Annotated in this window: 12 protein-coding genes; 3 read left to right on the top strand and 9 right to left on the bottom strand. The window is 40.2% G+C overall.

The features are described 5' to 3' along the window. Positions 1 to 9: 9 nt before the first annotated feature. From DO88_RS17850 to DO88_RS17860, 3 genes are all read right to left on the bottom strand, one after another. A complete protein-coding gene (locus DO88_RS17850) occupies positions 10 to 1,293 on the bottom strand; it encodes a YeaH/YhbH family protein (RefSeq protein ID WP_033037740.1) in 1,284 nt (427 codons plus the stop codon). A 31-nt stretch (positions 1,294 to 1,324) separates the two neighbouring features. Beyond that, on the bottom strand, positions 1,325 to 3,247 hold the full coding sequence (locus DO88_RS17855) for a PrkA family serine protein kinase (RefSeq protein WP_008138405.1): 1,923 nt from the start codon (positions 3,245 to 3,247) through the stop codon (positions 1,325 to 1,327). A gap of 210 nt (positions 3,248 to 3,457) precedes the next feature. Continuing rightward, positions 3,458 to 4,039, bottom strand: a complete 582-nt coding sequence (locus tag DO88_RS17860) for a superoxide dismutase (protein WP_007375847.1) — start codon at positions 4,037 to 4,039, stop codon at positions 3,458 to 3,460. 266 nt (positions 4,040 to 4,305) lie between these two features. Between DO88_RS17860 and DO88_RS17865 the strand changes: the two genes are divergently transcribed. After that, positions 4,306 to 4,644 carry a Grx4 family monothiol glutaredoxin gene (locus DO88_RS17865; protein ID WP_004335359.1) on the top strand — a complete coding sequence of 113 codons (339 nt, stop codon included), beginning with the start codon at positions 4,306 to 4,308 and terminating at the stop codon, positions 4,642 to 4,644. Positions 4,645 to 4,733: 89 nt separating this feature from the next. Here DO88_RS17865 and DO88_RS17870 read toward each other — a convergent pair whose 3' ends face one another. From DO88_RS17870 to DO88_RS17895, 6 genes are all read right to left on the bottom strand, one after another. Beyond that, positions 4,734 to 6,047 carry a sensor histidine kinase gene (locus tag DO88_RS17870; protein WP_033037739.1) on the bottom strand — a complete coding sequence of 438 codons (1,314 nt, stop codon included), beginning with the start codon at positions 6,045 to 6,047 and terminating at the stop codon, positions 4,734 to 4,736. After that, a complete protein-coding gene (locus tag DO88_RS17875; RefSeq protein WP_033037738.1) occupies positions 6,047 to 7,372 on the bottom strand; it encodes a sigma-54-dependent transcriptional regulator in 1,326 nt (441 codons plus the stop codon). The genes DO88_RS17870 and DO88_RS17875 overlap by 1 nt, the downstream gene beginning before the upstream one ends. Positions 7,373 to 7,443: 71 nt before the next feature. Further along, complete coding sequence (locus tag DO88_RS17880; protein WP_033037737.1) at positions 7,444 to 8,652, bottom strand: ABC transporter permease; 1,209 nt, start codon at positions 8,650 to 8,652, stop codon at positions 7,444 to 7,446. Between the two features lie 11 nt (positions 8,653 to 8,663). Then, on the bottom strand, positions 8,664 to 9,977 hold the full coding sequence (locus tag DO88_RS17885) for an ABC transporter permease (RefSeq protein ID WP_033037736.1): 1,314 nt from the start codon (positions 9,975 to 9,977) through the stop codon (positions 8,664 to 8,666). Positions 9,978 to 9,980: 3 nt separating this feature from the next. Beyond that, positions 9,981 to 10,691 (bottom strand): ABC transporter ATP-binding protein, encoded by a 711-nt coding sequence (locus tag DO88_RS17890; RefSeq protein ID WP_033037735.1) that lies wholly within the window; start codon positions 10,689 to 10,691, stop codon positions 9,981 to 9,983. Between the two features lie 42 nt (positions 10,692 to 10,733). Further along, a complete protein-coding gene (locus DO88_RS17895) occupies positions 10,734 to 11,987 on the bottom strand; it encodes an efflux RND transporter periplasmic adaptor subunit (protein WP_033037734.1) in 1,254 nt (417 codons plus the stop codon). A gap of 696 nt (positions 11,988 to 12,683) precedes the next feature. Here DO88_RS17895 and gltB point away from each other — a divergent pair. Together gltB and DO88_RS17905 are read left to right on the top strand one after the other, a co-directional pair. Continuing rightward, positions 12,684 to 17,141, top strand: coding sequence for a glutamate synthase large subunit (gene gltB / locus DO88_RS17900; RefSeq protein ID WP_033037733.1), 4,458 nt, complete (start codon positions 12,684 to 12,686; stop codon positions 17,139 to 17,141). Positions 17,142 to 17,150: 9 nt separating this feature from the next. Beyond that, complete coding sequence (locus DO88_RS17905) at positions 17,151 to 18,566, top strand: FAD-dependent oxidoreductase (protein ID WP_007375839.1); 1,416 nt, start codon at positions 17,151 to 17,153, stop codon at positions 18,564 to 18,566. Positions 18,567 to 19,123 lie beyond the last annotated feature (557 nt).

Here is a 19,123-nt window from a genome sequence, read left to right as displayed (position 1 = left end):
CGCTTTTGGCTATGCAGAGTTTTGCTGTTGACGACCTTTTTTAAATAGCTCCCTAAAAATTGGGTAAATATCTTCAACGCTTTGAATATGCTGTATGGCGAAATTATTATGGCTGTGTGTTATAGATTCATATTCGCGCCATAGGCTTTGATGAGCACGAGTGGTTATTTCAATATAAGCAAAATAACGTACTGCGCTTAAGAGCTTGTTGCGCAAAATTTCACCACATTGCGGTGTGTCGTCCGCCCAGTTATCGCCATCGGAGGCTTGTGCAGCGTACACATTCCATTCATCTGCGTGATAACGCTCTTTTATTATTTCATTCATTAATTTAAGAGCACTCGAAACAATAGTGCCGCCAGTTTCTTGGGAATAAAAAAACTCTTGTTCATCTACTTCTTTAGCTTGTGTGTGGTGGCGAATATAAACAACTTCTATGTCTTTATAGCTGCGCGTTAAAAATTGATAGAGCAAAATATAAAAACGCTTTGCCATGTCTTTTGTTGGCTGATCCATTGAGCCTGACACATCCATAATACAAAACATCACTGCTTTGCTGGTGGGATGAGGGCGCTTTTCGTAATTACGAAAACGTAAATCGTAGTTATCAATAAACGGGACCGATTTAATTTGTACTTTTAATGCTGCAATTTCTTTTTGTAATAAAGCAATTGCCGCTTTATCGCTATGAGGTTCATTAAGCAACGCATCAAGTTGCTTTTCAAGCTCAACTAAGCGACGTTTTTTACCAGCACTCATTGCCACGCGGCGTGCAAGCGAGCCTTGAAGAGAGCGGACAATATCAATATTACTTGGCATGCCGTCGCTACAAAATCCTGCGCGGTGGGTTTTCATTTGCACTAACTTATCAAGTTGGTTTTCTTGTAAGTTAGGGAGTTCTAAATCTTCAAACAGTAAATCAAGGTATTCGTCTTTTGATATTGAAAATACAAACTCATCTTGTCCCTCGCCCGAATCGCTGGCGTCACCTTCACCGGCACCACCACCTGGTCCGCCTTTAGGGCGCTCAATTTTATCACCTGTAGAAAACTGATCGTTACCAGGGTGAATTTGTTCTCTATTCCCGCCTTTTCCCTGATGAAATGTAGGTTCGCTGATATCGCGTTGTGGAATAGAAATACTCTCACCAGAGCTAGAATCAGTTACGCTGCGTTTGTTAATCGCATCTGAAACCGCTTCTTTAATTTGTTTTTTATAGCGCCTAATAAAGCGCTGGCGATTAAGCGTACTTTTATTTTTTCCGTTTAAACGCCTATCTATAAAATGCGCCATATTGACCTCCTATATACTACGACTATGAAGGTTATTGCGATTTTCTAACCCGTAAATACCACTCAGAAAGCAAGCGAACTTGTTTTTGTGTATAGCCTTTTTCGACCATACGGTTCACAAAGTCTTCGTGCTTTTGCTGATCCTCTGCAGACGTTTTAGTATTAAACGAAATAACGGGGAGTAAATCTTCGGTATTAGAGAACATTTTTTTCTCAATTACCGTGCGTAGTTTTTCGTAGCTTGTCCATAGTGGATTTTTACCGTTGTTATGTGCACGGGCACGCAGTACAAAGTTCACTATTTCATTACGAAAATCTTTAGGATTAGAAATACCCGCTGGCTTTTCTATTTTTTCAAGTTCAGCGTTTAGCGCTGCGCGGTCAAATAGCTGTCCTGTATCGGGGTCGCGATATTCTTGGTCTTGTATCCAAAAATCTGCATAAATAACATAACGGTCAAAAATATTTTGTCCATATTCCGAATACGATTCTAAATAAGCGGTTTGCAGTTCTTTACCTATAAAATCTACATATTGAGGAATTAAATAGCCTTTTAAAAAGCTTAAATAACGCTCTTCTATTTCACTTGAAAATTGCTCGCGCTCTATCTGTTGCTCAAGCACATAGAACAAATGCACCGGATTTGCAGCAACCTCGGTGGTATCAAAGTTAAATACACGAGATAAAATTTTAAACGCAAAGCGAGTAGATAGCCCCGTCATGCCTTCATCAACACCTGCGTAATCACGATACTCTTGATACGATTTAGCTTTAGGGTCTGTGTCTTTAAGGGTTTCGCCATCGTATACCCGCATCTTTGAATAAATACTGGAATTTTCTGGCTCTTTTAAACGTGATAATGTTGTAAATTGCGCTAATGTTTTAAGTGTCCCAGGCGCACATGGCGCATTGTATAGCTCGCTGTGCTCAAGTAATTTGTCGTAAATTTTAACTTCTTCAGTTACACGTAAACAGTAAGGCACTTTAACAATATAAACACGGTCTAAAAATGCTTCATTGTTTTTATTGTTTTTAAAAGTTTGCCACTCAGATTCATTAGAATGTGCGAGGATCATGCCATTAAATGGAAGAGCACTAATACCTTCTGTGCCGTTATAGTTACCTTCTTGGGTGGCGGTAAGTAAAGGATGCAGCACTTTAATCGGTGCTTTAAACATTTCTACAAACTCCATCAGCCCTTGGTTAGCTAAACATAAAGAGCCAGAGTAGGCGTATGCATCAGGATCATTTTGGGCAAAGTGCTCAAGCTGGCGAATATCGACTTTACCTACTAGCGCTGAAATATCTTGGTTGTTTTCATCCCCAGGCTCAGTTTTAGCAATGCCTATTTGGTTTAAAATAGAAGGGTAGCGTTTGACCACTCTAAACTGGCTAATATCACCATTGAACTCTTTTAAGCGTTTTCCAGCCCAAGGCGACATAATGGTTTTTAAGTAGCGCGGTTTAATACCATATTCTTTGCTGAGTACGTCTGCATCTTCGATAGGATCAAACAAGGAGAGAGGATGGTCGTTTACAGGAGAGCCTTTAATTGAATAAATAGGCACTTGTTGCATTAAATACTTTAGTTTTTCAGCAATGGATGATTTACCCCCACCTACAGGCCCGAGTAAATAGAGTACTTGTTTGCATTCTTCAAGCCCTTGGGCTGCGTGTTTTAAATAAGAGACTATTTGCTCAATGGCGTCTTCCATACCATAAAAGTCAGCAAAGGCAGGGTAGCGCGCAACCACTCTATTAGAAAATAACCGGCTTAGTCTTGCATCGGTTGCGGTGTCTACCATGTTTGGTTCGCCAATTGCCATAAGTAGACGTTCTGGTGCGCTGGCATAGGCAGACTTATCTGTTTTACAAATTTCAAGAAATTCAGCGATACTGTATTCTTCTTCCTGTGCCGCTTCGTATCGTGCTTGGTAATGCTCAAAAATCGTCATAATAACCTCCGAAACCCGCTGTAAAAAGGTGCTTACCTTTTAAAGTCTAGTCACGAATTGGTATTTTTGTGCAATAAAATTAAAAATTTAAGTGAAAAAAGATCATGTTGAACTAATGAACACAACAACACGTATAAACGAAAAAGTAAAAGAATAACATACAAAAAAAGACGCCTAAGCGTCTTTTTAAAATTAGCGTTTAAAGGCTAATTAAGCGAAGTTAGCGTTCGCGAATTCCCAGTTAACAAGCGACCAAAAACCTTTAAGGTAATCTGGACGAACGTTACGGTAATCAATGTAGTAAGCGTGTTCCCATAAATCCACAGTAAGGATTGCAGTAACGCCATCATCAGTTAATGGTGTAGCAGCGTTAGATGTATTAACGATGTCTAGTGAACCATCAGCAAGCTTAACTAACCACGTCCAGCTTGAACCAAAGTTATTTACTGCTTTATCGTTTAATGCCGCTTTAAACGCATCAAAAGAACCCCATTTTGCGTTGATTGCATCAGCAACTGCGCCAGTAGGCTCGCCGCCGCCGTTTGGAGATAAGCTGTTCCAGTAAAAAGTATGGTTCCAGATTTGTGCTGCGTTGTTAAATACGCCGCCTTCTGATGAACATACGATCTCTTCTAGAGATTTGTTTTCAAACTCAGTACCAGGGATTAAACCATTAAGCTTAACCACGTAAGTGTTGTGGTGTTTGCCATGGTGAAACTCTAGTGTTTCTTTTGAAATATGTGGCTCAAGTGCGTCGATTGCATATGGTAGTGACGGTAGTTCAAATGCCATTTTTTTATCTCCATCTTCTTTGGTTGATAGTCCATTTGGTAATACGTAATGCCTGTTGAAACAGACCAGTTACCTATACCAAGCGGTAATATAGTGTTACTATAATTGTTGAGTATTTTACTCAAGTTTAAGCAAACAGCAATGCTATTGCGAAAGACTATTTCAATTGCGGCTTTATTTGCCCATTTTAAGTTATATATTTGTGGTCACGATGAGTTATTTTCAAGACCAAAATATATTTAGCTATCGTTACTTTGAGGTTGTAGATGGAAACCATTGATAAAATTAAACAGCAAATTTCAGAAAACCCAATAATCCTTTTCATGAAAGGGTCACCAAAATTACCAAATTGTGGTTTTTCTTCACAAGCATCGCAAGCGTTAATGTCATGTGGTGAACCATTTGCATACGTTGATATTTTACTTAATCCAGACATTCGTGCTGAGCTTCCAGCATATGCTAATTGGCCAACATTCCCACAACTTTGGGTAGATGGCGAATTAGTTGGTGGTTGTGACATTATTATCGAAATGTTCCAACGCGGTGAATTACAGCCGTTAATTACAGAAACTGCTGCTAAATACAAAGAAGCTGACGCAGAGTAATTTATTACTCAACCTGAACTCAGGTTATTAAGCTCTTTAAACACAAAGCTACTTTAAAAGTGGCTTTGTTGTTTTTAATTTGTGTGAATTTATAAATAAGGAAGGCTCACTTGCACGTTTAAGCCGCCCTCTATTTTGTTATGTAAACTTATATGCCCTTGGTGCGCTTCTGCTATTTCTCTGCATAAGGCTAACCCTAAACCACTCCCCGTACTTTTTGTAGAATAGAAGGGCACTAAAGCATTTGCCATTACTTGCTCGCTCATTCCTTTGCCGCAGTCGCTCACATTTATAACACATGCTTGGGGTACAAACTCGACCTGAATATGTATTTCATTGGCGTTGGAGCCTGACTCGTGTGAATTTTTTAATAAGTTTATCAGCAGCTGCTCGAGTTGTGTTTGATCAGCTTGTAATTCATTGTGTGAATTTTTTATTTCGTAGCTAAATTGCCAGTGGTTTTTTAAATTATTGAGTGTGTTTTGCCAGTTAACCCGCGTTTTTTGTGGCTGAGGTAGCTTAGCAAACTTGCCATAGCCTTGTACAAATTCAGTTAAATGACTAATTCGCTCATCAATAGTTGCAAATACACGGGCAAGGCGAGGCTCATCAACTTTATTTGCGAGCAATTGTGCGCTGTGTAGCATGGATGACATGGGGCCGAGTGAATTATTTAATTCGTGGCTAATAATGCGTATTACTTTTTTCCACACGGCAACTTCTTGGCGACTAAGTTCACGGGTTAACTGTTTAAATATATATAAATGATGCTTTTGATTATTGAGTAAAAACTCCCCAGTGGCTAAATGCCAGGTTTGTGAGTCTTGATTCTCTATTTCTATATTAAAGAGGCCATCAATACCGTGCTCTATAGCTGCTACTAATTGCAGAGGCGAATTTTCGAGTAACTTACTTAGCTGCATACCTTCAAGGCGAGTTGCGCTATTAAATAAACTACGGCTAATTAAATTACTAAATACCACCGTATTATTATCATTGACCAGCAGTAGCGCTTGCGGCGAGCTTTGCAATACTTTATCAAGCATTAACTCGCGCTGGTAAATCCATTGTTTTTCTTGGCGAAGCTGTTTTGCGGTTTGATTATAAAGTTGGCATAGCTTTCCAAGTTCATCATTATTTTTATACGCAAGCAGACTGGAGAGCTCACCATCTTTAAAATTAAGTAATCCGGTTTCGAGCGATTGCATGCCAAGCTTTATTGGCTTGGTGATGGCTCTTGAAAGCAAGGTGCTAAATGTAAGCGTTAGTAATATTAAAAGCAGGGTGTAGTAAATATCAAAGCCACTTAGCGCGGCAATAATAACAACAGGCAGCGCGCTACAAAGCCCGCAAATTAATACAATCTTTTGGCTTAGGGTAAAGTTGCTAATAATGTTTGGCATTAATAATCAATACCCATTTTTTGTAACCGCCTGTAAAGTGCTTGTCGGCTTAAACCAAATTCACGGGCCACTTTGGCTATAACACCTTGATGAGCGCGCATTGCGTGTTCTATTTCCTGTTTGGTCGGCTCTGCTTTTTGTTGTGAAGAGACCGGTGACGAAAGAGCAAAGTCATCGACTGTAAGCACACCTGCAGGTTTTAGTACCGCTACACGCTTACAAGCGTTTTCTAGCTCTCGAACGTTACCTGGCCATTTGTAGTGTTGAAGTGCTTGCTCTGTGTTTATAGTCAGCTCTCGGTGAGGTAAAAAGTGGCTAATAAGCGCTAAGACATCATCTTGTCTTTCGCACAGGGCAGGCACATTGAGCTCAATTACGTTAAGGCGATAATATAAGTCTTCCCTAAATCGACCTTGTTCAATTGCTTGTAGTAAGTTTTCGTTAGTGGCCGATATAACGCGCACATTTACTTTTCGTGTTTGTGTTGAGCCTAAACGCTCAAACTCGCCGGTTTGTAGTACGCGTAGTAATTTTATTTGTCCTGAAAGTGGTAAATTACCAATTTCATCTAAAAATAACGTACCGCCATCAGCTGCTTCAAATCGACCAATACGTTGTTTAGTTATCCCCGTGTATGCGCCAGCTTCAGCGCCAAAAAGTTCGGCCTCTATAAGTTCTTGCGGTAATGCACCTGCGTTTACCTTAATAAAAGGTTGCGATACAAGTGGGGAGTTTTTTTGAATAATATGCGCAATACACTCTTTGCCACTCCCATTAGGGCCTGTAATTAATGCAGATATATCAGATTTAGCCACTTGTAGCGCCATAGTAACCAGTCGTTCCATCGCAGTACTTTTAAATATTAGCCCAGCAAGGTCTGCATTTTTAAATGTACCTTCACGTTCTTGTTGATGGCGATTATGTGTCGCCACTATTTTTTTAGCACTGCCTAGCTCTATTAAGTTACCGATACAAACTAGTAGTTTTGCATCATCCCAGGGTTTTGGTAAGTAATCAGCAGCACCTGCTTTTACAAGCTCAATGGCGGTGGCAAGTTCGGTCCAAGCTGTAATAAGTATAATAGGTAGGTGTGGGTTTATTTCTCGTAGTTCATAAAACAACGCTTTACCTTCTTCGCCAGAGGTGGTGTCGCTGGTAAAGTTCATGTCTTGAATTACAAGCTCAATTCGTTGATAGCGAACTATTTGCAGAGCATCAAACGGATTTGTTGCAGTGACTACCGAAAAGTCGTGGATCTCGAGCAACAATGAAAGTGCGTCGAGTACTGCTTGGTTATCATCAACAATGAGTATTTTATGAGTCATAGGTTATTTTTATAATTTTTTGATGGCTACACTGCCTTACTAAGCAGTGTAGCATAGTGATTTACATATAATTAAATAGTGCGAGTTGCGATACTGGGCGAAATATTGGCAGCGCGTTTAGCTGGCGCTAATACTGCAAGTAAACTCATTAAAAATACGGCAATGGCGGTAACGGCTATATAACTTGGCGGTAGTGCGGCTACAGAAAAAGACTGCATTAACATTTTCCCAAGTAGTATTGCTGTTACTACACCTAAGGCTAAACCTAGGCTACAAATTAATGCATTTTCTACTAAAAAGTAGCTAACAATAGCTGACTTTCTTGCGCCAAGTGCTCTGCGTGTACCAATTTGCTTAGTACGTTTGCTAATATTAAATAAGGTTAAGCCAAAAATACCGAGAGCGGTTATAAGCACTAAAATAGTGATTAATACTATGAGCATGCGCATCATAAGGCGATCTTGAGCGGTGTACTCATTTTTTAGTTCATCAAGCCCTTTAATGTTATTAATAACGCGCTTACTGTAATTTGCAAGCATGGCATTTTCTATTTCTTTCATTACAGTTGCTCGCTGACCTGGCTCTGTACGAACGGCAACTTGTGTATAACTTTCTGCTTTAATATAAGGAATAAACGCAAAATTATCGGGTTTACTGTCTTTGAGCCACGGGCCTTTCATTTTTCCGATCACGCCAATAACTTTAAGTGGTTGGTCACCAAAATAAACTATTTTCCCTAAACCATCTCCATCAGGATAGAGCTCATCAAGTAGGACTTTAGTGACTATAGTGACGTTGGTGCGCTTTTGTGTAATTTCGTTTGTAACGAGCACTTCATTTTCGGTAAAGTTTCGCCCTGCAATTAAGTTAACGCCGTAGGTATTAATAGCATGATCGTCTATAAAAATATAAGCGGCCCTGACACTTAGGCCTTCTTGTGGAGCAGGTTTTAAATTAAAGCTCGAAGCGCTGCCACCCCCTGATAGCGGAATACTACTGCTTAATGCGGCATCAACTACGCCTGGCATTTTCCTAAGCATGCTTTCATCAAGCTCAAACTGCTGGCTCAAGTTAATATCAGTACCAAAGGTCATTACATTAAACTTAAATATATCTTGCTCAGGGTAGCCCGTTTCTTGGTTTAAATAACTAATTCTATCTTGAATGATAAATGCAGCATTACTGACTATTGCCGTTGTGATTGCAATTTGAATTAGCAGTAATACAGCGCCCACCTTTGAGCGGCATAAGGCGTTAAATATAGGTTTTATTTCTAACATTGTTAAATTCCTTATTGGCTCTTAAGATAAATAGCAGGATTGGTTTTACACACTAACCAAGCTGGGTACAAACCAGCCAAAATGCAGGTTGTAATTGCAATCAATGGGGCGCTCAATAGCATGGTTAAATCCATTGTCGCTAAATTTTCATAGTAGTCGTAGCTTTGCCCTACGCCCATTAAGCCAAGTTGTGCTAGTACAATTCCTAGCATGCCACCTATAAAGCCAAGCATGGCGACCTCAACTAAGTGCTGTAAAAATATTTGCCTTTTACTCGCACCTAATGCGCGTCTTACACCTACTTCTGGCGCTCTGCGTAAAAACTTGGCTAAAAGTAAACCTAAAATATTGGCTAAGCAGACACCTAAAAACATAAAGCTCAGGCCCACTAAAATTTTATTGTCTTCGGTGACGACGTTATTGTATTGCATCCATTGGTTTACATCGCGAAGTTTATACTCAAGTTCTTTACGATTAAATCGCCCACGTTTTTGTTGTTCCTGCATATAGGCTAATAAGTAATTTTGATAGGCTTGTTTTTGTTCAAGCGTATTTAGCTCTGCCCAAAACTGGATCCATACTTGCTCAGATTGCAGTTTATCTGCAAAGGTTGGTGTGTTTTCGTGCTTCCATCCATTGCTATTGCCCCAACTTACGAGCTCTTTTGCCTTTATTAAGCTAAAGGGCATAAATAACTCTTCTACTTGATTAAATGCACCGTTATTTAAATCATAATATTTAATATTGAGAGGCCAATGGTTAATAACACCAGCTACTTGGTAGCTTGCATCATCTAAGTAAATCAGTTCTCCGACAGAGTTTTTTCCTGCAAATAGTTTATCGTTTATCTCTTGGGTAATAACAACCACAGGTGCAGCTGAGTTTTCTTGCTCTTTGCTCCAAGCCCCACCGTACAAAAATGACAAATCAAACATGTTAAAAAAGTCAGGCGTTGTCATCCGTGCACTGCCAATAAAGGGTTTTATTTTATCTGAATCTAAATAAACTGAAAAGCCGGTACGCATCATAGCCACTTTTTTCTCTGACGTGGGCGCGTTTAATAAGTTCTCAGCATCTTGATAGGTCAGTTGCAGTGGCATGTTATCTTCTGTCCACCACGTACTACCATCGTCCATTGTTTGTAATTGCACACTGTAAAGTTGGCTGCTTTTTTCTGGGATAGGATCGGCCGACATCATATGATAAACACTAAGGCTGGTCATTGTTATGCCTATACCTATCGCAATGGCAAGTACCATTAAAAAGCTAACCAGTGGGGTGCGCTTGAAGCTGCGCCAACTTAAATCTAAATAATGAATAAACATTAGTTAAACCCCCGATGCTGTTTTTATAGTTTGCGCGCCCTGATAAAGCGTAAAGTCGGCAAGCTGCCCATCAACTACTTGAATATTACGCGGAGCACGGCGGGCTAATTCGCTATCATGCGTTACCATTACAATAGTGGCACCGTCGCGATTGATTTGTTCAAGTAACTCCATAACTTGGCGAGCCATTAAGCTGTCAAGGTTACCTGTTGGCTCATCGGCTAGTAAAAAACGAGGTTCACCAGCAAGCGCACGGGCTATTGCAACACGTTGTTGCTGGCCACCAGAGAGTTGTTGAGGTAAGTGTTTAGCGCGAGATGCTAAACCAACTTGTTCAAGGCATTGCTCAATTCGACGTTTTCGCTCATTTGCTTTAATCCCTCTATAGCGAAGAGGAACTTCTATGTTCTCATATAAATTTAAATCAGGGATTAAATTAAAGCCTTGGAATATAAAGCCAATTTTTTGATTACGTAAATCAGCACGTTGGTTGTCGTTTAAGCTGCCAACATTAACACCATCCAACAGGTACTCACCTTCGCTAAAAGGCTCGAGCATACCTGCAATATTTAAAAAGGTTGTTTTTCCTGAGCCGCTAGGACCGGTAACAGCAATAAATTCGCCTTCGTTTACTTGCAGGTTAAAGTCTCGAAGTGCATGGGTTTGTACCATTTCTGTTTGGTATACTTTACTTACATTGTTCATTTGTAACATGGGTGTTCCTAATTATTTTTAGCGTTGGTTGAGAACGTCTGTTTAATTTAATAAAATCGTGTCGGCTTGTTTAAAGTCGCTGTAGCTTGAAATAATAATTTCATCGTTTTCTTTAACACCGCTTAAAAGTTCAACCGCGTTAATGCTTGTGGCGCCTATAGTAATAGGTATGCGTTTTGCAATATTGCCTTCTACCTTATAAGCAACAATTCCGCCTTGCTGCATAAATGCACCGCGCTTTACTTGCATTACACCTTCTCGGTTGTCGAGTAAAATACGTGCAGTTAAGCGTTGGTTCTGACGAATGTTGTTAGTAACGCCTTTAAATCGGACGCGTGCTGTTACTTCACGGTTATTAACTTCTGGTGATATGGCGGATAAATTCCCTATCACTGTTTCATTGCCTAACTTAAGCTCTACTTCCATACCGAGTCCTAATTCGTTTGCGTAACTTTCAGGTACTTGGAGCTCTGCTTCGAAATTACTTAAGTCGACGAGTGTCATAAGAGGTTGGCTTTGCGTCACTGCGGCTTTTTGTTGCACTAATAGGTTACCCACGATCCCAGTAACGGTAGCTTTAATAGATAGGTTGCTTACTTTTCTGATTAAATCATCAACAATAAGTTGCTGGCGGGTCACATCACTTTTAGCTGCTTGTAGCTCAAAGGCGAGCGTGTCTTTGGCTAGCAATACCTCTTGTTGTGCATGCTTATAGGTGAGTCTTGCACGTGATAAATCATCAACTGCTTTTTCAAGATCAATTTGGCTAATTAAGTGCTTTTGAATTGATAACTGCGCCCGGCGATTTTCGCGCTCAGCGGCGTTAAGCTCAACTTGTGCCATATCAAGTGTTTTATTTAAAGTGAGTGTTTGGCGTCTTGCTTGCAAATGCTGCCTTTGCTGCTCGCCTTGTAGTCGTTTAAGTACAGACTCCTGTTGCTTTAATTCGTTAGTTAACTCAGGGCTTTGCAGCAGAGCAAGTGTGTCCCCTTGCTTTACTGTATCGCCAGCCTTTACTTTTAAATCTATAAAACCACGTTCTGGGCTGTAGATTTTAGGAGCATTAGCAGCAACAATTTTACCACTGGCGGCAATGTCTCGAATGAGCGCTTTAACGTGTACTTTGGCAACCTGTACTTTTGAGCGGCTAATAGAGCTTTTAGCGCTATGACTCGTTAAAAAAATATAAGCAATTGTCGAGGCTACAATGAAAATAACCGCAGTGATGACCGCGTATTTTTTATAGTTCATAGGTGCCTTTACTTGTACGTCTTGTGCGCTGGTATCTTTAATCATTAGGCTCTCCTACACGGCTTTTATATATTTTTCACACAGTAGAAAAAAAACTGCGGTGCAAATAGCGACAATAGGAGATATCAAAAATAAACTAAGCATAAACATAATTATTCCACTTAACGAATGTGTATAGCTCTATACTATTAGCATGCCAAAGCGTAACTCACTGTAATTAGGTAATTAAATTTTATTTTATGTGTTTTTATATGTCCGCGGACATAAAAGTGTCCGCAGTGGACGCATTAGTAAATAAAAATTCACTATTAAGAGATTAAAAATGCCACAAATATTAATAACTATACTAATGACCAGTAAAAAGAAGAGAGGTTAAGCCTCAAAATTACGGAAATAGCACAAAACTATCTAAATGTTAACTAACTTTATCGGTGTATGTTGAATATTTATTCACTGAATGAGGGCTTTACGTTTACGTAAGCTGTAGCTTTTTACTTGGTTGTTTTTACAAAATGTTAAACTTGACACCAGTGTCATGAAAAAATAACGCCTAATATACGACTAAATGTTAAAAATAATGATGAAAAAGAAATCTTGCTATGAAGTGAGAAATATTCAAGAATGTGAATATGTATTCAAAATGCTATTGACTCTATTTACGATAGAGGCTAGTTTTGTCCGTCTGTTAGCAAATCGTCGAGCAGTTCATCCACGCTAACAGTGCAGCAAGGGGAGGGGTCTATGTTATACGACTCAAAATTAGAAAAAGAAAATTGTGGCTTTGGCTTAATAGCCCAAGTTAATGGTCAAGCTAGTCATAGGCTTATTCGTACTGCTATTACGGGGCTTGATCGCATGCAGCATCGTGGCGGTATATCTGCCGATGGTAAAACAGGTGATGGCTGTGGTTTATTATTACAAAAACCAGATAGCTTTTTTCGTGCTATTGCGGCTGAGAACAATTGGCACTTAGGTAAAAATTATGCCGTAGGTATGATTTTTTTAAATTCAGATCCTGTTTTAGCACAAGCTGCAAAACAAATACTTAGCGAAGAATTAGAAAAAGAAACGCTAAATATTTTAGGTTGGCGCGTAGTGCCAACCGACCCATCAATGTTAGGTCCTATAGCAGTACAACAATTACCTGGGTTTGAACAAATTTTTGTTAGTGCGCCAGAAGGTTGGCGTTCTAAAGATTTAGAGCGACGCTTATATGTAGCGCGTCGTCGTGCTGAAAAGCGTATTGTTGATGATGAAGCTTTTTATATTGCAAGCTTATCTGGATTAGTTACTATCTATAAAGGCCTTATGATGCCTGCAGATTTACCTAACTTTTACCTAGATTTAGCTGATATTCGTATGACCAGTGCGATTTGTGTTTTTCATCAACGATTTTCTACTAATACTCAACCGCGTTGGCCTCTTGCTCAACCTTTTCGTTATTTAGCACACAATGGTGAAATTAATACCATTGAAGGTAACCGCCAATGGGCACGTGCGCGTTCTTATAAGTTTGCGTCACCACTTATTCCTGATTTACAAACAGCGGCACCGTTTGTAAACGAAACTGGTTCTGATTCATCAAGCTTAGATAATATGCTTGAACTGTTTTTAGCTGGCGGCATGGATTTATTCCGTGCGATGCGCATGCTCGTTCCACCTGCATGGCAAAAAAACCGTGCAATGGACGATGATCTACGTGCATTTTACGACTTTAACTCTATGCATATGGAACCATGGGATGGTCCGGCAGGTATTGTAATGTCGGATGGTCGTTTTGCGGCGTGTAACCTTGACCGTAATGGACTTCGCCCTGCGCGTTATGTAATTACACAAGATGGCTTTATTACGCTTGCATCAGAGGTGGGTATTTGGGATTACACTGCTGATGAAGTGGTTGAAAAAGGTCGTGTTGGTCCAGGTGAATTATTAGTTATTGATACTAAGCTTGGCAAAATTTGGCATTCGGATGAAATCGATCAAGATTTAAAATCTCGCCATCCATACAAGTCATGGCTTGAAGAAAATGTTAAACGTTTAGTTCCATTTGAAGAACTTACTGAGCAAGATGCCGGTAATCGTTCTTTTGATAATGAAACGCTAGCTAAATATCAAAAAATGTTTGGTTATACCAACGAAGAGCTTGATAGCGTTATTCGTGTAATGGGTGAAAACGGCCAAGAAGCAACAGGCTCAATGGGTGATGACACGCCATTTGCTGTGCTTAGTGAAGGGCATCGTTCACTTTATGATTACTTCCGCCAAAAATTTGCGCAAGTAACAAACCCACCTATCGATCCACTGCGTGAAAATCATGTAATGTCACTTGCGACATGTATTGGTAGTGAGCAAAATGTATTTAACGAAACAACAGGCCACGCTAAGCGCCTACAGTTTGATACGCCAATTTTAATGTACGCAGACATGCAGCAATTATTAAATGCTGATGAAGCACATTACAGCTACTGTAAAATTGATATTACGTATACAGTTGAAGAAGGATTGGAAAAAGCAGTATCGCGAATTTGTGATATTGCGCAGAAAAAAGCAGCATCGGGCTGTATTATGCTTGTTCTAACAGACCGCAACTTTGATGAAACGAATTTACCTATTCCAGCAGCTATGGCTGTGGGCGCGGTGCAAAATCGTCTTGTTGATAATAATCTTCGTTGTGAATCGAATATTATTATTGAAACCGGTAGTGTGCGCGATGCACACCAATTTGCAGTTTTATTAGGTTTTGGTGCAACTGCCATTTATCCATACCTTGCGTATGAATCGTTAGTTGCAATGAGCGACAATAAAATTATTGATAAGTCGTATTGCGAAGTAACGCTTGCTTATCGTAAAGCCATTAACAAGGGCTTATATAAAATTATGTCTAAAATGGGCATAAGTACGGTTGCGTCATATCGTTGCTCAATGTTGTTTGAAGCGGTTGGTTTATCTGATGCTATTGTACAAATGTGTTTTAAAGGAGTGGCAAGTCGCATACAGGGTGCCTGTTTTACCGATTTTGATGACGATCAACAGAGCCTACATAAACTTGCTTTAAGTAAACGTAAATTATTAAGCCACGGCGGTTTGTTTAAGTATGTTCATGGTGGCGAATATCATGCTTATAATCCGGATGTAATCCAAACCCTACAAAAAGCAGTTCGTTCTGGTGAATACACCGATTACAGTGAGTATGCAAAACTCGTTAATAATCGTCCGATTGCTACGCTACGTGACATGCTTTCGCTTAAATTGCCTGAAACCGGCATTAGCATTGATGATGTCGAGCCTGCAGAAAATCTTTATAAACGATTTGATTCGGCCGCAATGAGTATTGGTGCTTTATCGCCAGAAGCGCATGAGGCGCTAGCAATTGCGATGAACCGCTTGGGTGGGTGTTCAAACTCGGGTGAAGGCGGCGAAGATAAGCTGCGTTACGGTACCGAAAAAAATTCACGTATTAAGCAAGTCGCTTCAGGTCGATTTGGCGTAACGCCGCATTACTTACGCAGTGCTGATGTTATTCAAATTAAAGTAGCGCAAGGTGCAAAACCAGGTGAAGGCGGGCAATTACCGGGTGAAAAAGTAACCCCATATATTGCTAAACTTCGTTATTCGGTGCCAGGTGTTACGTTAATTTCGCCACCACCACATCACGATATTTACTCAATTGAAGATTTAGCACAGCTAATTTTTGATTTAAAACAAGTAAACCCTAAAGCACTTATTTCTGTAAAACTGGTTTCAGAACCAGGCGTAGGAACCATTGCGACAGGTGTTGCTAAAGCCTATGCCGATTTAATTACTATTTCTGGCTATGATGGCGGTACAGGTGCAAGCCCACTTACTTCAGTTAAATATGCCGGTAGCCCATGGGAGCTTGGCCTTGCTGAAACACAGCAAGCACTTGTTGAAAATGGCCTTCGTCATCGCATTCGCCTGCAAACAGATGGTGGCTTAAAAACAGGTTTAGATATTATTAAAGCAGCAATTCTAGGTGCTGAAAGCTTTGGCTTTGGTACTGGCCCAATGGTTGCCCTTGGTTGTAAATACTTGCGTATTTGCCACTTAAATAACTGTGCGACCGGTGTTGCAACACAAGACGAAACACTTCGCCAAAAGCATTATCACGGCCTACCAGAAATGGCGATGAACTACTTTAAGTTTATAGCGCAAGAAGCCCGTGAAATTATGGCAAGCTTGGGTGTTGTAAACTTAACTGACTTAATTGGTCGTTTAGATTTGCTTGAAGCCATTGAAGGTAAAACAGCAAAACAGAGGAAAATTGATTTATCTTCTGTAGTTGCTCAGCCTAATAACCCAACTGGTGAAACACTTTATTGTAGTGCGCCTAATAGTTCGCATTACCTAGGTAAGTTAAACGAAAGTTTATTAGCTAAAGCGCAAGAGGCAATTGATACGTCAAGCGGTATCTCGCTTGTTAGTCGTATTTGTAATACAGACAGATCGGTTGGTGCAATGCTTTCTGGCTATATTGCTGATAAATATGGCAACCAAGGTATGGCTGCGGACCCAGTCGTAATTGAACTACACGGTACTGCGGGTCAATCATTTGGCGTGTGGAATGCAGGTGGCCTTGAAATGACATTGGTTGGCGATGCTAACGATTACGTAGGGAAGGGCATGGCTGGTGGCAAGCTAGTTATTCGTCCACCACTTGGCTCGTCGTTCGAAAGTCATAAAGCTACAATTGCAGGCAACACATGCTTATATGGTGCGACAGGCGGTAAATTGTTTGCAGCTGGATGTGCCGGAGAGCGTTTTGCAGTTCGTAACTCAGGTGTACAAGCCGTTGTTGAAGGCGTAGGTGATAACGGTTGTGAATACATGACTGGCGGCGTTGTATGTGTACTGGGCAACGTAGGCGTTAACTTTGGTGCTGGTATGACAGGTGGTTTCGCTTATATTTTAGATGAGCGAAATGATTTTGAAAAGCGCATTAATCCCGAACTAGTAGAAGTGGTTACACTTGAAGAATTAGCATCGCATCAAGAACATTTACGCGGCTTAATTGCTGAGCATTTAGAGCTTACGGGTTCATGCAGAGCAGAAAGTATTCTAGCTAACTTTGAATTGTACTTACCGATGTTCAAATTAGTAAAACCAAAATCAAGCGACGTAAAAAGTTTACTCGGGCATCGCGCTCGCAGTAGTGCCGAACTACGTGTTCAGGCGCAATAAGGGGGCAGTATGAGCGAAAATGTATATCAATTTATAGACGTGCAGCGTGTAGACCCACGCAAAAAACCAATCTCGTCACGTAAAAAATCTTTCGTAGAAATTTACGAACCCTTTTCAGAGAATCAGGTTAACTCACAAGCTGACCGTTGTTTAGATTGTGGTAACCCATACTGTGAGTGGAAATGCCCTGTACATAACTACATTCCACAATGGTTAAAGTTAATACGCACGGGCCGTATTATAGAGGCGGCTGAGCTTTCTCATCGTACCAATAGTTTACCAGAAGTGTGTGGCCGCGTTTGTCCACAAGACCGCTTGTGTGAGGGCTCGTGTACGCTCGATGAAGAGTTTGGTGCGGTTACAATTGGTAATATTGAAAAGTACATTACTGATGAGGCATTTAAAATGGGCTGGAAGCCTGATATGTCTTATGTAACATGGACCGACAAAAAAGTAGCCATTATTGGTGCTGGCCCTGCAGGTTTAGGATGTGCTGATATTTTAGTACGAAATGGCGTTAAGCCAGTGGTGTTTGATCGTCACCCAGAAATAGGTGGACTACTCACATTTGGTATTCCTTCTTTTAAACTTGAAAAATCAGTAATGCAAAAGCGCCGTGAAATTTTCACTGAAATGGGCGTAGAATTTAAGTTAAATGTTGAGGTAGGTGTTGATATTACACTTGATCAAATTTTAGCTGATTACGACGCTGTGTTTTTAGGGGTTGGTACGTATCAGAGTATGCGTGCAGGTCTTGAAAATGAAGATGCACCGGGTGTTCACGATGCACTCCCGTTTTTGATTGGTAACACGAACCGTGTAATGGGCTACGACGAGACAAAACAACCGTGTATTGATATGGCTAATCAAAAAGTAGTTGTACTCGGCGGTGGTGATACAGCTATGGACTGTGTGCGTACGTCTATTCGTCAAAATGCTGCAAAAGTAACGTGTGCTTATCGCCGTGACAAAGAAAATATGCCAGGCTCTAAACGTGAAGTTAAAAATGCGAAAGAAGAAGGCGTTATATTTACGTATAACGTTCAGCCTAAAGGCATTGTATTGAACGATAAAGGTAAAGTAACCGGCGTTAAAATGGTTAAAACTAAATTAGGCGAACCTGACGCAAAAGGCAGAAGCCGTGCTGAAGAAGTACCTGGTTCAGAACATGTTATTGAAGCAGACCAAGTTATTATGGCGTTTGGTTTCCAGCCTCACAAAATGGATTGGTTAGAAAAATACGATGTAGAAATAAACAACTGGGGCGGTATTAACGCACCAGAACAAGGTGAGTTTACACATCAAACTACTAACCCTAAAATATTTGCTGGTGGCGACATTGTACGTGGTTCAGATTTAGTGGTAACTGCTATTTTTGAAGGACGTAATGCCGCAGAAGGTATTATGGACTACCTTAAAGTATAACTATTTTTTGGTTACTTTAAATATACGTTAAAGCAAGCTTTCGAGCTTGCTTTTTTTATACGTAATGATGCCTAGACCAACCTGCATAAATCTTTGAGAAGTTTAACGAATTAAATTGCACTGTAACGTCGTTAAGGATTTTTTATTTAGAACAACTAGGGTATGTTGATCTTTCAGGATTAAAGTTTGTTCAATCTAGGGGCGATTTAATCGCGGAGCGGGGTTTGTAACCTAGTGGGATTGTTGGTAACTGCTCCTGCGTTAGCCAACTGGCTTATATTCATTTAAGAATAAAAAAATTGAGCAAATCTTCCGCGTCCTGCTAATGCACCTTACCTAAACCTATGTAGGTAACAAAGACTTAATCGTCCTTAGAAAGAATCCAAAGGGCAGCGCATATTTGGCATTTATGCTACGTCATCCAAATTTATGGGGAATAATCACACTACATTTGCCTAAATACCAAACATACGGCTGAAAAATTAATCACGAAAGGTCAACACGCCCTAATTATTTATTCTTTATATAAATAATGTAGGCAATTAGGTCTAATATTA

The sequence above is a fragment of the Pseudoalteromonas sp. S3431 genome (assembly GCF_000690035.1).
Classification (GTDB): Bacteria; Pseudomonadota; Gammaproteobacteria; order Enterobacterales; family Alteromonadaceae; genus Pseudoalteromonas; species Pseudoalteromonas fuliginea.
The sequence above is the reverse complement of the archived record's forward strand: the minus strand, read 5'-3'. Positions and strand labels throughout refer to the sequence as shown.

Coding starts and splice junctions, on each gene's coding strand:
- DO88_RS17855 (WP_008138405.1), bottom strand. CDS start 3,247: ATGACGATTTTTGAGCATTACCAAGCACGATACGAAGCGGCACAGGAA.
- DO88_RS17860 (WP_007375847.1), bottom strand. CDS start 4,039: ATGGCATTTGAACTACCGTCACTACCATATGCAATCGACGCACTTGAG.
- DO88_RS17875 (WP_033037738.1), bottom strand. CDS start 7,372: ATGACTCATAAAATACTCATTGTTGATGATAACCAAGCAGTACTCGAC.
- DO88_RS17880 (WP_033037737.1), bottom strand. CDS start 8,652: ATGTTAGAAATAAAACCTATATTTAACGCCTTATGCCGCTCAAAGGTG.
- DO88_RS17850 (WP_033037740.1), bottom strand. CDS start 1,293: ATGGCGCATTTTATAGATAGGCGTTTAAACGGAAAAAATAAAAGTACG.
- DO88_RS17905 (WP_007375839.1), top strand. CDS start 17,151: ATGAGCGAAAATGTATATCAATTTATAGACGTGCAGCGTGTAGACCCA.
- DO88_RS17870 (WP_033037739.1), bottom strand. CDS start 6,047: ATGCCAAACATTATTAGCAACTTTACCCTAAGCCAAAAGATTGTATTA.
- DO88_RS17895 (WP_033037734.1), bottom strand. CDS start 11,987: ATGATTAAAGATACCAGCGCACAAGACGTACAAGTAAAGGCACCTATG.
- DO88_RS17890 (WP_033037735.1), bottom strand. CDS start 10,691: ATGTTACAAATGAACAATGTAAGTAAAGTATACCAAACAGAAATGGTA.
- DO88_RS17885 (WP_033037736.1), bottom strand. CDS start 9,977: ATGTTTATTCATTATTTAGATTTAAGTTGGCGCAGCTTCAAGCGCACC.
- gltB (WP_033037733.1), top strand. CDS start 12,684: ATGTTATACGACTCAAAATTAGAAAAAGAAAATTGTGGCTTTGGCTTA.
- DO88_RS17865 (WP_004335359.1), top strand. CDS start 4,306: ATGGAAACCATTGATAAAATTAAACAGCAAATTTCAGAAAACCCAATA.